The organism is Pseudomonas sp. RIT-PI-S (genome assembly GCF_025642975.1).
Lineage (GTDB): Bacteria > Pseudomonadota > Gammaproteobacteria > Pseudomonadales > Pseudomonadaceae > Aquipseudomonas.
In genome coordinates, this window is sequence record NZ_JANZKJ010000009.1 from 121,134 (window position 1) to 135,025 (window position 13,892).

Below are 13,892 nucleotides of genomic sequence, written 5' to 3' on the forward strand. Positions count from 1 at the left end.
ATCGAGCCTTGAGTACTGGGCCCTGAGCCGAAGGCCAAGCTGTCGGCCAGGCGGCGGGCGGAGTAGAATCGGCGCCCCGCCTTCGAGGATCAAGGGTTGCTGCAACGCCACGGTTTCATACTCACTCGCCACTGGGCGGACACGCCACAAGGCACCGAGGTGGGGCTGTGGTTGGCCACGGACGATGGGCCCCTATACCTTCGCCTGCCGGCCCAGCAGCCGGTTGCCTTCGTGCCCCAGGCCCAACGTGCCCGCGCCGAACAGCTGTTGGCGGGCGAGGTCGGCGTCAGCCTGCGCGACCTGGCGCTGAAGGACTTTCGCCAGCGCCCGGTGATGGGCCTTTACTGCGGCCAGTACCGGCAGTTGCTGGACCTGGCGCAACGCCTGCGCCACGGTGGCGTCGATGTCTACGAAGCCGACGTCCGGCCGCCCGACCGTTACCTTATGGAGCGCTTCATCACCGCGCCGGTCGCCTTTACCGCCCAGGGCTCACGCGAGGCGGGCTGGAGCGGCGACGTGCGCCCCGTATCGGCTTACCGGCCCAACCTGCGGTTGGTATCCCTGGACATCGAGACCGACCGCAACGGCAACCTGTTCTGTATCGGCCTGGAAGGCTGTGGCCAACGCCTGGTGCTGATGATCGGGCCGGCTCCAGCCGCCCAGGCGACGGTCGATTTCTCCCTGGTGTACCTGGCGGACGCAAGCAGCCTGCTGCATCGCCTCAATGCCTGGTTCGCCGAGCACAATCCGGACGCAATCATCGGCTGGAACCTGGTGCAGTTCGATCTGCGCGTGCTGCAAGAGCACAGCCGCCGGCTGTCGGTGCCATTGCTGCTCGGCCGTGGCGGTGAGCCCCTGGGCTGGCGAGAGCACTCGCAGCGCGCGCATTTCTTCGCCTCCGCCGCCGGCCGGCTGATCATCGACGGGATCGAGGGCCTGCGCTCGGCGTTCTGGAGCTTCGAGTCGTTTCGCCTGGAGGACGTGGCGCAGGCCCTGCTCGGCGAAGGCAAAGCCATCGACGACCCTTACCAACGGGTGGACGCCATCGAGCGGATGTTCGCCGAAGACAAACCCGCCCTGGCGCACTACAACCTGCGCGACTGTGAGCTGGTCACGCGGATCTTCGCGCATACCCGGCTGCTCGACTTTCTCATCGAGCGAGCCCGGGTGACTGGCCTGCCGGCCGATCGCAGCGCAGGCTCGGTCGCGGCCTTCGACCACCTTTACCTGCCCGCCATGCACCGTCTCGGCCGGGTGGCGCCCAACCGCGGTGAACGCCTGCCCGAGGCAAGCCCTGGCGGCTTTGTGATGGATTCGCGGCCAGGGCTTTACGAATCGGTGCTGGTGCTCGATTACAAGAGCCTGTACCCCTCGATCATCCGCACCTTTCTGATCGACCCGGTCGGGCTGGTGGAAGGCCTGGCAGCCCCGGAGGCCGCGCTGGAAGGCTTTCGCGGCGCGCGCTTTTCGCGAACCTGCCACGCGCTGCCGGCGATCGTGGAGCGGGTGTGGGAAGGGCGCGAGCTGGCCAAGCGTGAGCACAACACGCCCTTGGCGCAGGCGCTGAAAATCATCATGAATGCCTTCTACGGCGTGCTGGGCTCTCCTGGTTGCCGGTTCTTCGATCCGCGCCTGGCCTCGTCGATCACCCTGCGCGGGCAGCAGATCATGCGCCAGACCCGCACCCTGATCGAAGCCCAGGGGTATACGGTGATCTATGGCGACACCGATTCGACGTTCGTGTGGCTGAAGGCTGGGCATAGTGAGGCCCAGGCCAGTGCCATCGGCGCTGCGCTGGTGGAAGAGGTCAACCGCTGGTGGCGAGCGCACCTGGCCGAGACCCTAGGGCTGGCCAGCGCCCTGGAGCTGCAGTTCGAAACCCACTTCAAGCGCTTTTTGATGCCAACCATTCGCGGCAGCGAGGAGGGCAGCAAGAAACGCTACGCCGGCCTGGTGGAGCACGCCGACGGCAGCCAGAGGATGGTGTTCAAGGGGTTGGAAACCGTGCGCACCGATTGGTCGCCGCTGGCCCGGGAGTTTCAGCAGGCGCTTTACCGGCGGATATTCACCGGGCAGCCCCACCGCGATTATGTGCGCGATTACGTGCGCAGTACCCGCGCCGGAGAGCTGGATTCACTGCTGGTGTACCGTAAGCGCCTGCGCCGGCCGCTGGCCGAATACACCCGCAATGTCCCGCCCCATGTGCGCGCCGCGCGCCTGGCCGATGCCTTCAACCTGGCCCAGGGCCGGCCCGAGCAATACCAGCGTGGTGGCTGGATCAGCTACGTGATGACCACCCAAGGGCCGGAGCCGCTGGAGGCGCGACGGGCGCCGCTCGACTACGACCACTATGTAAGCCGCCAGTTACAGCCGGTGGCAGAAGCCATACTGCCGTTCGTGAACGAGGACTTCAGCGAACTGGTGGGCGGCCAGATGGGATTGTTCTAGGCCCTGTATGAAAGGGTTTGGAACACGCATCGCCGAGTGCCCCCTACAGTTCGTACAGGCCTGGTGAACGTTACTCGTCGGCCAAGGGCGTTGGCTGAATGATTTCCACCCAGTAGTCGTCCGGGTCTTTGATAAACGCCAGGCTCTTCATCCGGCCATCGCTCAAGCGCTTCTGGAATGTGACGCCAAGTTGTTCGAAGCGCTCGCAGGCCGCGTGGATATCGGGCACCGCAACACAGATATGGCCAAACCCACGCGGATCGCTATTGCCGTTGTGGTAGGCAAAGCCTGCGTCATTTTCGGTGCCGTAGTTGTGTGTCAGTTCAAGTACGCCGGGGATTGATTTCATCCAGCGGTTACGCTCGGCGGCGGCTTGCGGAATGCTGTTGCGGTCCACCAGGGCGAGGAAGTAAAGGCTGAACTGTGCATCCGGGAAATCGCGTTTTTCAACCAGGCTAAAACCCAGTACCCGGGTGTAGAAGTCCAGCGAACGGCTGATGTCTTTTACCCGCAGCATGGTGTGGTTGAATACATAGCCGGCCGTGGCGCTGTCGGGCTGCGCGGTTACACCGGCAACGGTGTCAAGTTCTCTTAGGCTCATGAGGGTTCCTGAGGAGTGCTGAAATAAAACGAAATAGCTTGCGGCGCGGGCGGGGCCGAGTCAACTCTAAAAACGGCAGCCTGCAGCGTGCTTCAAGCAGGCAGTGGCAAGCCATAAGTTGGAACGCGATGGGATGGCAAACGGGGGGCGGCGGCAGCTGGCGGCTATAAGGATGGGGGGAGCCCAACGCCGGCGGAGTGTTTCGTGGCCGACAAAAAAGAAGAAGCCCGCCGAAGCGGGCATATGGGGCGCTGTTCCTTCAGCGACCTTGATCCTGCGCGTTTGCTTGTGAAAAAAGCGTGAAGCCTGTTGCCGTTCAGCGGCGTACCCAATTTTCTACAGTATCGGCGCCGTATTGGTCTTTCCAGGCGCGCAGGCCACGGTGGTTGCCGCCCTTGGTTTCGATAAGTTCGCCGGAGTGCGGGTTTTCATACACCTTGACTACGCGTGCCCTACGAGTTTTAGGCGCCGGTGCGGGCGCGCGTGGTGTGGAGGACTTAGCCGGGTCGACCAACGCGATAATGTCGCGCAGGCTTTTGTCGTAGTGCTTCATCAGTTCGAGCAGTTTTTGTTCGAACTCGATTTCACGCTTGAGGCCAGCGTCGTTTTTCATTACCTCAAGTTGAGCGAGTTGTTCTTGCAAGGCTTTCTCGGCGGCACGGAATTCAGCGAGTCTGGACATGGGTTTGCGGCTCCGGCTAATGAATTCATTAATCGCAGCATAGAGCCTGACCTGAGTTAAGTAAATATTATGGAGAAGGTTTAACTTGGCCAGCTAGTTGCGGCCCTAATACATGTTACGTGTAGGTAAAGCCGAAAGCGGTTCGCGGGCTACGGCCATTCCTACAACACCACTGCTGTGGGGTGTTGTAGGAGTGGGCGAACCCTAAAGCGCGAGAATCTGCTCGCGGTACCGGCCGTACACCGCGTGATACGCCTCGACGCTCGTGGGGTCGGGCTCGCAGCGGGTGCTGGGGTCCAGTTGCACGCAGCGCGCGCACAGGGCTTGCAGGCTTTGCTCTCCAGGGGCACACCAGGCGGCCTGAATGGCCGCGCCAAGGGCGGCGGCTTCGGCTTCGGTGGTGCACACCACCGGCGTGGCCATGACGTCGGCCACCAGCTGCCGCCATACCGGGCTCTTGGCGCCGCCGCCCACCAGACGGATGGCCGCGCTGTGCATGCCGGCGCCACGCAGCAGGTCCAGGCCATAGCGCAGCCCGAAGGTGGTGCCTTCCACGGCCGCGCGGCAGAGGTTGGCCTGGGTCAGGTTGGTGGTGGTGAGGCCCAGCAGCGTGCCGCTGGCGTGGGGCAGGGCGGGCACCCGCTCACCGTTGAGGAACGGCAGCATCAACACGCCCTCGGCGCCGATGGGCGATTCGGCAACGCAACGATTGAAGGCGGCCAGGTCCAGTTCGAACAGCGAGCGCACGGCGCTGGTCACGTTGGTCAGGTTCATGGTGCAGATCAGCGGCAGCCAGCCGCCCGAAGACGAGCAGAAGGTCGCCACGGCCGGCTCCTCGCACACCACGGGCGTGTCGGTGTAGCCGTAGACGGTACCCGATGATCCCAGGCTCATGGTGAACAGCCCGGGCTGGATATTGCCGGTGCCGATGGCCGCCATCATGTTGTCGCCGCCGCCGCTGGCGACCAGCGCCTGGGGGTTGATGCCCAGTTGCGCCGCGGCCTGCGGGCGCAGAGTGCCGATAGGCTGGTCAGCCTGCACCAGCGTCGGCAGGGCAGTGCGCAGGCGGCCGCTGGGATCGATGCGGTCGAGCAGCGCCAGGTCCCATTGGCGCTGGCGCACATCGAAATAGCCGGTGCCGGACGCGTCACCGTACTCACTGCAGCGCTGCCCGGTGAGCCAGAAATTCAAATAGTCGTGGGGCAGCAGCACGCTGTGGATGCGCTCGAACAGCTCCGGGAACCGCTCGCGCGTCCACAGCAGCTTGGACACCGTGTACCCCGGGGCGATGGCGAGGCCCAGGCGCTCGAGGGAACCGCGGCTGCCGCCGAGCTCCCCCAGCAGCCGCTCGTTCTCGGCGGTGGTTTCCGTATCGCACCACAGCTTGGCCGGGCGCAACACCTGGCCTTGGGCGTCGAGCAACACCAGCCCATGCTGCTGCCCGGAAACCCCCACGCCACGGATCGCCTGGCCGTCGATACCGGCGTCTGCCAGGGCGGCGTGGCAGGCGTGAACCAGAGCATCCACCCACTGCGCCGGTTCCTGCTCGCGTCGGCCATCCGCGCCGCTGATCATGCTGTGTTCGGCGGCGCCACGGCCTAGCACCTTGCCACGCTCGCTGTCGAGCACCAGCGCCTTGGTGCCTTGGGTGCCGCAATCGATTCCTAGGAACATCGCTTGCTCCTCACAGGGTCACCAAGGCCCGCAACGCGCCTTCCACGCCATAGGTGCGCAGCTGTTGCAGCTGTTGCTCGAACGCCTCCACGAAGGCGGCGGAAGCCGGAATCTGCAAGCCGAAGATTTCCTCCACGCCCAGCAGCCGCTGGGCCAAGCCTTGGTCTTCGGCCACCAGGGCCTGGCAAAACTCCGCCCGCGGGTCGGGGATCCGGTACTGGGTTCCCGCTTCATCCACGCCGCGCAGGTACAAAGCCCAGGCTGCGACGACCAAGGCCGCGCGGCGCAGGTCGCCACCACTGCGGATCAGCTCGTTGATGGTCGGCACGGTGAATTTCGGAAACTTCGACGAGCCGTCCGAGCACACCCGTTCAAGCTGGTCGGCGATGGCCTGGTTGGAAAACCGTTCGATCAGGGTGTCCTTGTAGTCACTCAGGTCGATGCCGGGCACCGGCGCCAGCTGCGGGGTAACGTCCAGGTTCATGTAGTCGCGGATGTATTGAACGAACAGGGGGTCGTTCATGGTCTCGTGGACGAAGCGGTACCCGCGCAAGAAGCCCAGGTAGGTCAGCGCCAGGTGGCTGCCATTGAGCAGCTTGATCTTCATCTCTTCGTAGGGGGTTACGTCTTGGGTGAACTGCACCCCGACGTCTTCCCAGGCCGGGCGGCCGTCGCAGAAGTTATCCTCCAGCACCCACTGCACGAAGGGCTCGCACACCACCGGCCAGGCATCGTCAATGCCATGGCGGTGCAGCAATTGCTCCCGGTGGGCGGCGCTGGTCATGGGGGTGATGCGATCGACCATGGCATTAGGAAAACTCACCTGCTGGTCTATCCATTGGGCCAAGCCTGCGCCATAGGCGTCCCCGGCCAGGTTGGCGAAGGCCAGCAGGGCCTTGCGCGCTACCTGGCCGTTGTGCGGCAGGTTATCGCAGCTCATCACCGTGAACGGCCGGATGCCCGCCTCGCGGCGCCGTTGCAGGGCCGCGCAAAGGAAGCCGAACACGGTCCTGGGCTCGCGGGGGTTGGCCAGGTCATGCTGAACCAGCGGCAGATGCGCCATGAACTGGCCGTTGCTGTCGTCGATGCAATAGCCGCCCTCGGTAATGGTCAGCGACACGATGCGGATGTTCGGCTCGCTCAGGCGCGCGATCAGCGCTTCAGGGCCGTCTTCGGCCAGCAGCATGTCGCGCAGCGAGCCGATCACTCGCACCTGGGTATCTGGGGTATCGCCCAGCTCGAACAGGGTGAAGAAAAATTCCTGCTCGGCCAGGTCATCCCGCGCCTTGCGGTCTTCGCTGCGCAAGCCGGCACCGCAGATGGCCCAATCCAATGCCTTGCCCTGGTTCATCAGCGCATCGGTATAGAACGCCTGGTGGGCGCGGTGGAAGCCGCCCACGCCAATGTGCACGATGCCCTGAACGAGCAGTTCCGGCCGATAGGACGGCCGTTTGACCGCGTCGGGCAGGTCGTCGAGGGTTTCGAGGCTGAGCAACAAGGGGGTGGTAGTCATAACAGGCTCCGAACGTCAGGCGGCCGCGCGCAAAGGGTTCGCCACGGCCAGGCCGTTGGCGTCGAACAGGTGGCAGTAGTCGGCATTGAGGTGCAGGTTCAGCCGCTGCCCATACTGGCTGGCGAGGTCGCCGCGGATACGCAGCGTCAGGGGCTCGTTGGAGTCGGTGTTCACGTGGCAATAGGTATCGCTGCCCAGGCGTTCACTCACATCCGCCACCACGCTCAGTTGGCACTGGCCTGGCTGGGCCAGCTCCAGGTGCTCGGGGCGGATGCCCACGGTTACCGCGTCACCCTCGGCGAGCGTGGCGCTGACCCTCGGCAGGGCAATGCGCGTGCCGGCATCGAGCAGCACCTCGCAGCCCTGGGCGTGGACCTGATCGACCCGGCCCCGCAGGAAGCCCATCTTCGGCGTACCCAGGAAGCCCGCGACGAACAGATTGGCCGGGTGGTGGTACAGCTCCAGTGGCGAGCCGACCTGCTCCACGCGGCCGGCATTGAGCACCACTACCTTGTCGGCCAGGGTCATCGCCTCGACCTGGTCGTGAGTCACGTAGATCATGGTGGCCTGCAGCTCCTTGTGCAGGCGCGACAGCTCCAGGCGCATCTGCACCCGCAGGGCGGCGTCCAGGTTGGATAGCGGCTCGTCGAAGAGGAAAATCTTCGGGTTGCGCACGATCGCCCGGCCAATCGCCACGCGCTGGCGCTGGCCCCCCGAGAGCTGCTTGGGCTTGCGGTCGAGCAGCGCGCCGAGTTCAAGGATGCGCGCGGCCTCGGTGACCTTGCGGTCCACCTGCTGTTTGTCCTGGCCGGCGAGGTCCAGGGCGAAAGAGAGGTTCTTGCGCACGGTCATGTGCGGGTACAGCGCGTAGGTCTGGAACACCATGGCCAGGTCGCGCTTGGCCGGGGCTACTTCGGTGATGTCGCGGCCATCGAGTTCGATCACGCCACTGCTCACGTCTTCGAGCCCGGCGATCAACCGCAGCAGCGTGGACTTGCCACAGCCGGACGGGCCAACGAACACTACGAATTCGCGGTCGCGGACGTCCAGATCGATGCCTTTGATGATCTGCAGATCTTCGAAGCCTTTTTTCAGATTGCGCACTTTTAGCGTAGCCATGTGGAGCTCCTTGTTAGCGAGGCTGGCAGAGCCAGCGGCGGGCCGTGGGGCGTTGAGCGCGAGTCATTTCACCGCGCCGAACGACAAACCACGCACCAGTTGCTTCTGGCTGATCCAGCCGAAAATCAGGATGGGCGCGCAGGCGAGTGTGGAAACGGCGGACAGCTTGGCCCAGAACAGGCCTTCAGGGCTGGAGTACGAGGCGATCAGCGCAGTCAGCGGTGCAGCCTGGGAGCTGGTCAGGTTGAGCGACCAGAAGGCTTCGTTCCAGCACAGGATCAGCGACAGCAGCACGGTGGAGGCCAGGCCCCCTTTGCTGATCGGTAGCAGCACCCGTAGCATTTCCTGCAGCAGGGTGGCGCCGTCCAGGCGCGCGGCCTCGAGGATGTCCCGGGGGATGTCCTTGAAGTAGGTGTACACCATCCACACCACGATCGGCAGGTTGATCAGGGTGTAGATGATGATCAGCCCCAGGCGGGTATCCAGCAGCCCGGCACCCTTGGCCAGCAGGTAGATGGGCATCAGCACCCCTACCGGCGGCAGCATCTTGGTGGAGAGCATCCACAGCAGGGTGCGTTTGGTCCGCTTGGTTTCGTAGAAGGCCATGGAATAGGCCGCGGGCACGGCGATCAGCATGCACAGCAGGGTTGCGCTGAAGGAGATCGCCACTGAGTTCCAGGCGAAATGGAAGTAGTCGCTGCGCTCCTGGATATGCAGGTAGTTCTCTAGGGTTGGGGTGAAGATGAACTGCGGCGGTGTGGCGAAGGCGTCGATTTCGCTCTTGAAGCTGGTGAGCACCATCCAGAAGATCGGAAAGAACACCACCAGGGCGATCAACCAGGACAGCGTGCCCAGCGCCGCGCTCTGCAGCCGGCGCCCCTGTTTTAAAGTCAGCATAGGGTTCACCTCAGGCCTTGTCGGTCAGGTTTTTGCCGATCATGCGCACCAGCACGATGGCAGCGATGTTGGCGATGACCACGGCGATCAAGCCGCCAGCGGAGGCCATGCCCACGTCGAATTGCACCAGTGCCTGGTTGTAGATCAGGTAGGCGAGGTTGGTGGAGGCGAAGCCCGGGCCACCGTTGGTGGTGGTAAAGATTTCGGCGAACACCGACAACAGGAAAATCGTCTCGATCATCACTACCACGGCCACAGGCCGCGCCAGGTGCGGCAGCGTCAGGTGCCAGAAGATCGCCAGGGGGCCTGCACCGTCGAGCCGCGCGGCTTCTTTCTGTTCCTGATCGAGCGACTGCATGGCGGTCATCAGGATGAGAATCGCGAAGGGCAGCCATTGCCAGGCGACGATGATGATGATCGACAGCAGCGGGTAGTTCGCCAGCCAATCCACCGGCTGGGCGCCAAACAGTTTCCACATCGCGGCGAGAATGCCGGACACCGGGTGGAAGATCAGGTTCTTGAACACCAAAGCGCCCACCGTGGGCATGATGAAGAACGGCGAGATCAGCATCACCCGCACCACGCCCCGGCCGAAGAACTCGCTGGCTTCGAGCAGGGCAGCGATGAGCACGCCGCCGACCACGCTGATCAGCAACACGCTGCCCACCAGCAGCACGGTGTTCCAGGCACCTGGCAGGAAGCCGCTGTCAGTGAGGAAGAAGCTGAAGTTCTCCAGCCCCACGAACGCGTTGTCGCCCGGATACAGGAGGTTGTAGCGGATCAGCGAAAAGTACAGGGTCATCGCCAGCGGTACGATCATCCAAAGCAGCAAAAGGAGGACCGAAGGGCTGACCAGGAACCAGCCTGGATTGCGGAACAGCTGCCGGCGCGGCTGGCGAGTGCTCGCCATCCCGGCTTTGATCGTGGATGCAGTCATGATTGCGTACCTGGCAAAGCCGCGGGGGCACGGATGGCCCCCGCGGAAGGCGGTGTTACTTGGGATAGCCCGCGCGTTTCATGTCGCGCTCGGTGCTCGATTGCGCGGCGGCCAGGGCCTGGTCGACGCTCATCTGCCCGGTGAGCGCACCGGAGAAGATTTTCCCCACGGCGGTGCCAATGGCCTGGAACTCCGGAATGGTCACCAACTGGATGCCCACGTAAGGCTTGTCCGCCGAGGCAGCCGGGTCGGCGACTTTCAGCGAGTCCAGCGTGACCTTGGCAAACGGCGCCGCTTTCATATAGGCGTCGCTGTAGGTGGAAGCGCGGGTGCCAGGCGGCACATTGGCAATGCCGTCCTTCTCGGCGACCAGCTTGGCGTACGCCTCGGAGGTGGCCCAGGTGGCGAAGACGCGCGCGGCGTCCTGCTTCTTGGAGCTGGCCGGGATCGCCAACGCCCAGGAGTACAGCCAGGACGTGCCTTTTTCGGTGCTCTGGTGCGGGGCGAAGGTAAAGCCCACGCTGTCGGCGACCTTGCTCTGGGATTTGTCGGTGACGAAGGAGCCGGCCACGCTGGCGTCGACCCAGATGGCGCACTTGCCACTGTTGAACAGCGCCAGGTTCTCGTTGAAGCCGTTGCTCGAAGCGCCGGGCGGGCCCGACTTCTTCATGTTGTCCACGTAGAAGTTGAGCGCGCCTTTCCAAGCGTCGCTGGTGAACTGCGGTTCCCACTTGCCGTTGAACCAGGTGCCGCCGTAACCGTTGGCCAGGGTGGTGATCAGCGCCATGTTCTCGCCCCAGCCCGGCTTGCCGCGCAAGCACAGGCCGTACTGGTCTTTGCTCTTGTCGGTCAGCTTGCTGGCGAACTCGCCGATCTGGTCCCAGGTCGGCTTATCCGGCATGGTCAGGCCCGCGGCCTTGAACAGGTCGGTGCGGTAGTAGGTGATGGAGCTTTCGGCATAGAAGGGCAGGGCATAGAGCGTGCCGTTGACCGAGAGGCCTTCGCGCACCGAGGGGAACACGTCGTCGAGCCGGTAATCGGCGGGCAGGTCCTTCATGGGCGCCAGCCAGTTCTTCGCGCCCCAGAGTGAGGCTTCGTACATGCCGATGGTCAGCACGTCGAACTGGCCGCCCTGGGTGGCGATGTCCGTGGTGAGGCGCTGGCGCAGCACATTCTCTTCCAGCACCACCCAGTTGAGATGGATATCGGCGTGTTGCTCTTCGAAGGTTTTCGACAGCCGCTGCATGCGGACCATATCGCTGTTATTGACGGTGGCAATGGTTAACGTGGTGTCTGCGGCCATGGCCGGGGCGGCCAGTGCGAGACCCAAGATGGCCATAGAGGCGGGTGCCAAAGTTCGCATCGTGCTCTCCTTCTGGCCAGGGCAAATGCCCGGGCCGGTTATTGTTCTTTTTAGTCCGCAAGGAAGCGGGGCGTGTGCCTGTTTGAATTACACGCCCGCCAGCGCCAATAAACAACGCCGGACGCGCACGGTGACTGATACTTTTTTGCAGCGATGCGCAGAGCAGATTTGGTTAAGCACCACCGGCTAGCAGGCGGCGTCAGCTACCGCGAGCTTGAACGTTGCGCCCAAACCTGTGGGGCCGGCCAAGGCCCGGGAACGGCCAGGTCATCGGGTTGGCGCGTGGTAAACACATCGCTTGGGTGCGAACAGGGCGTATCGCTTATGTGAAGGAGGGCACCTTCGCCGGCTGGCGCCAGCGCCTACCCCGGTATTGCCAGCGCCGCCTGGCGTTGAGTCACCCAGGCTTCGAAGGCGGCGGCGGGCATGGGGCGGCCGAAGAAATAACCCTGGCCATAGGCGCACCCGGCATTGCGCAGGAATTGCATCTGCTCGGCGGTTTCCACGCCCTCGGCGGTCACGCGGAACTGCAACGCATCGCCCAATGCCACGATGGCCTGGGTAATGGCGCCATAGGTGGCGTCGTCGGGCAGGTCGCGGATAAAGGCGCGGTCAATCTTGAGGTGGTCAACGGGCAGCAGTTTCAGGTAGGCCAGCGAGGAGTGCCCGGTGCCAAAGTCATCGATGGCCGTCCGCACGCCATGGGCCTGCAAGCGCGCCAACACCTCGCAAGCGCGCTCCTGGCTCTCCATCAGCAGGCTTTCGGTGACTTCCACCTCCAGCGCCGTTCCGGGCAGGTCGTTGCGCGCCAGCGCGGCCACCACGCTGGCCATGAAGTCGCTGCGGTCGATCTGCGGCGCCGCCACGTTGATCGCCACCCGGCCCACGAAAAGGCCGCTGTCACGCCACACCCGCTGTTGGCGGCATACCTCGTCCAGCACCCATTGGCCAATAGGGATGATCAGCCCGGAGCGCTCCGCCACAGGAATGAACACATCCGGGAAGACCATGCCCTGCACCGGGTCGCGCCAGCGTAGCAGGGCTTCGGCGCCGGCGATGGCGTCGGTGCGCAGGCACACCTTGGGCTGGTACCACACCTCGAACTCGTTGTAGGCCAGTGCCCGGCGCAAGGCATGCTCGAGCACGACCCGCTCGCGGATCACCGAGGTCATCGCCGGTTGATAGAAATGGAAGTCGTTGCGGCCGGCTTCCTTGGCGCTGTACATCGCGGTGTCGGCATGGCGTAGCAGGTCCGCGGCGCTCTGCCCGTCGAGCGGGTACAACGCCACGCCCACGCTGGCCGACACCAGGGCGGCGTTGCCTTCGAGGTCAAAGGGTTGCTGCATGGCGTGGACCAGCCGCTCCACCACGGGGGCGGCCTGTGCCGGATCGCCGAGCTGCTCCAGGATAAATCCGAACTCGTCGCCGCCCAGCCGGGCCAGGGTGTCATGCGGGCGGATCTGCTGCGCCAGGCGCTGCGTGGCCTGGTGCAGCAACAGGTCGCCCAGGGCGTGGCCGAGGGTGTCGTTGATGACCTTGAACCCGTCGATATCCAGCAGCAGCACGGCGAAGCCGCCACCCTCGGCACCGGCCGCCACGGCGCGGTCCAGCCGCTGGCGGAACAGCACCCGGTTGGGCAGGTTGGTCACGCTGTCGAACAGCGCGATATGCGCCAGCTCCGCCTCAGCTTGCTGGCGCTCGCCAACCTCACGCTTGAGGTCGTCGTTGCGCCGGGTCAGCAGCAGGTGCCCGCGCGCCAGCTGCGCGCAGAACAGCGCCAGCAAGGCGCCGGCACATAACGACAGCGCGAACAGCCGTGAGTCGAGCAGGCCCACGTTCGGCCAGCCACCCCGCGGCCGCGCCGCCAGCTGCCAATGGCCACCAGGCACCTCGAATTCGCTCAGCACGCTGCGGTCGTCGAACAACGCCGGGTCGCCCCAGATCATCCCGCCCTCGGCGCCCAGGCCATCCTGCCCGCGCAGGGCGATGTCCAGGCTCGACTGCGCGGTGATCCCTGATGCTTCCAGCAGGCCTTCGATGCGCGCCACTACCGAAAGCGTGCCCCAGTAGCGCAGCTGGCCCAGATGCCCGGTGGTGAATATCGGCCGGCGGTACACCAGCGCCTGCCCGCCCTGGTGCAGTTCCAGCGGGCCGGCGAGCACGCTCTGGCGCGCCTCCCTGGCCTGGGAAAGCATCTTGTACTGGTTGGCCAGGGTGCGGAAGTCGACGCCGATGATGCCTTCGTTGCCTTCGCGCGGGTACACGTCACGGACCACGTCGTCCGGGGCGAGGGCAATATGGCGCAGGTAGGGCAGGGCAGCGATGACCTGGCGGACCATGCCGGCGAAGCGCGGCGCGCTGATGTCGCCATCGACGGCGATCAACTGCGCCAGGCCCTCGGTCTCGCTGAAGGCCGAACGCACCTGGCTTTGGGCCTGGGCACTGATCGCGCCCAGCTTCAAGCGCACGTCCGCGCGCATTTCGCGCTTGCTGTTGCGTATGTCCAGATGCCCGATGCACAAGGCGAGCACCACCGCTACCAGCAGTATTCCGACCGGAAGCAGGAAGATACCCCGCTGGGTGCAGCGGTCGGAAATCAGCCGGGTAATGGGTGGCATGGTCATAAAAGGGCTGGCAGGCCTGCAAAAGTGAGTAAGC

The 13,892-nt window shown here is 64.5% G+C and carries 10 protein-coding genes; 1 reads left to right on the plus strand and 9 read right to left on the minus strand.

What is annotated here, in order from left to right; translation table 11 throughout:
- The first annotated feature begins 96 nt into the window (after nucleotides 1-96).
- Nucleotides 97-2,448, plus strand: coding sequence for a DNA polymerase II (locus OGL93_RS14285; protein WP_263263385.1), 2,352 nt, complete (start codon nucleotides 97-99; stop codon nucleotides 2,446-2,448).
- A 70-nt stretch (nucleotides 2,449-2,518) separates the two neighbouring features.
- Here the strand turns inward: OGL93_RS14285 and gloA are convergent, their stop codons facing one another.
- From gloA to OGL93_RS14330, 9 genes are all read right to left on the minus strand, one after another.
- A complete protein-coding gene (gene gloA / locus OGL93_RS14290; RefSeq protein ID WP_263263386.1) occupies nucleotides 2,519-3,049 on the minus strand; it encodes a lactoylglutathione lyase in 531 nt (176 codons plus the stop codon).
- A 316-nt stretch (nucleotides 3,050-3,365) separates the two neighbouring features.
- Nucleotides 3,366-3,731, minus strand: a complete 366-nt coding sequence (locus OGL93_RS14295) for a histone-like nucleoid-structuring protein, MvaT/MvaU family (protein ID WP_263263388.1) — start codon at nucleotides 3,729-3,731, stop codon at nucleotides 3,366-3,368.
- Between the two features lie 204 nt (nucleotides 3,732-3,935).
- On the minus strand, nucleotides 3,936-5,405 hold the full coding sequence (gene xylB / locus OGL93_RS14300; RefSeq protein WP_263263389.1) for a xylulokinase: 1,470 nt from the start codon (nucleotides 5,403-5,405) through the stop codon (nucleotides 3,936-3,938).
- A 10-nt stretch (nucleotides 5,406-5,415) separates the two neighbouring features.
- The gene (locus tag OGL93_RS14305; protein ID WP_263263390.1) at nucleotides 5,416-6,918 is read right to left on the minus strand and encodes a mannitol dehydrogenase family protein; all 1,503 of its coding nucleotides are present in this window, start codon (nucleotides 6,916-6,918) and stop codon (nucleotides 5,416-5,418) included.
- 15 nt (nucleotides 6,919-6,933) lie between these two features.
- Complete coding sequence (gene ugpC / locus OGL93_RS14310) at nucleotides 6,934-8,037, minus strand: sn-glycerol-3-phosphate ABC transporter ATP-binding protein UgpC (RefSeq protein WP_263263391.1); 1,104 nt, start codon at nucleotides 8,035-8,037, stop codon at nucleotides 6,934-6,936.
- A 63-nt stretch (nucleotides 8,038-8,100) separates the two neighbouring features.
- The gene (locus OGL93_RS14315; RefSeq protein ID WP_263263392.1) at nucleotides 8,101-8,934 is read right to left on the minus strand and encodes a carbohydrate ABC transporter permease; all 834 of its coding nucleotides are present in this window, start codon (nucleotides 8,932-8,934) and stop codon (nucleotides 8,101-8,103) included.
- Nucleotides 8,935-8,944: 10 nt separating this feature from the next.
- A complete protein-coding gene (locus OGL93_RS14320) occupies nucleotides 8,945-9,844 on the minus strand; it encodes a sugar ABC transporter permease (protein ID WP_263263487.1) in 900 nt (299 codons plus the stop codon).
- A gap of 82 nt (nucleotides 9,845-9,926) precedes the next feature.
- On the minus strand, nucleotides 9,927-11,210 hold the full coding sequence (locus tag OGL93_RS14325; RefSeq protein WP_263263489.1) for a sugar ABC transporter substrate-binding protein: 1,284 nt from the start codon (nucleotides 11,208-11,210) through the stop codon (nucleotides 9,927-9,929).
- Nucleotides 11,211-11,596: 386 nt separating this feature from the next.
- Nucleotides 11,597-13,858, minus strand: coding sequence for an EAL domain-containing protein (locus tag OGL93_RS14330; RefSeq protein ID WP_263263393.1), 2,262 nt, complete (start codon nucleotides 13,856-13,858; stop codon nucleotides 11,597-11,599).
- Between the last annotated feature and the right edge of the window lie 34 nt (nucleotides 13,859-13,892).

Bases quoted from the DNA above. Each gene is read 5' to 3' on its own strand.
- gloA (WP_263263386.1), bottom strand. From the start codon at position 3,049: ATGAGCCTAAGAGAACTTGACACCGTTGCCGGTGTAACCGCGCAGCCC.
- OGL93_RS14330 (WP_263263393.1), bottom strand. From the start codon at position 13,858: ATGACCATGCCACCCATTACCCGGCTGATTTCCGACCGCTGCACCCAG.
- OGL93_RS14295 (WP_263263388.1), bottom strand. From the start codon at position 3,731: ATGTCCAGACTCGCTGAATTCCGTGCCGCCGAGAAAGCCTTGCAAGAA.
- OGL93_RS14305 (WP_263263390.1), bottom strand. From the start codon at position 6,918: ATGACTACCACCCCCTTGTTGCTCAGCCTCGAAACCCTCGACGACCTG.
- ugpC (WP_263263391.1), bottom strand. From the start codon at position 8,037: ATGGCTACGCTAAAAGTGCGCAATCTGAAAAAAGGCTTCGAAGATCTG.
- OGL93_RS14325 (WP_263263489.1), bottom strand. From the start codon at position 11,210: ATGGCCATCTTGGGTCTCGCACTGGCCGCCCCGGCCATGGCCGCAGAC.
- xylB (WP_263263389.1), bottom strand. From the start codon at position 5,405: ATGTTCCTAGGAATCGATTGCGGCACCCAAGGCACCAAGGCGCTGGTG.
- OGL93_RS14320 (WP_263263487.1), bottom strand. From the start codon at position 9,844: ATGGCGAGCACTCGCCAGCCGCGCCGGCAGCTGTTCCGCAATCCAGGC.
- OGL93_RS14315 (WP_263263392.1), bottom strand. From the start codon at position 8,934: ATGCTGACTTTAAAACAGGGGCGCCGGCTGCAGAGCGCGGCGCTGGGC.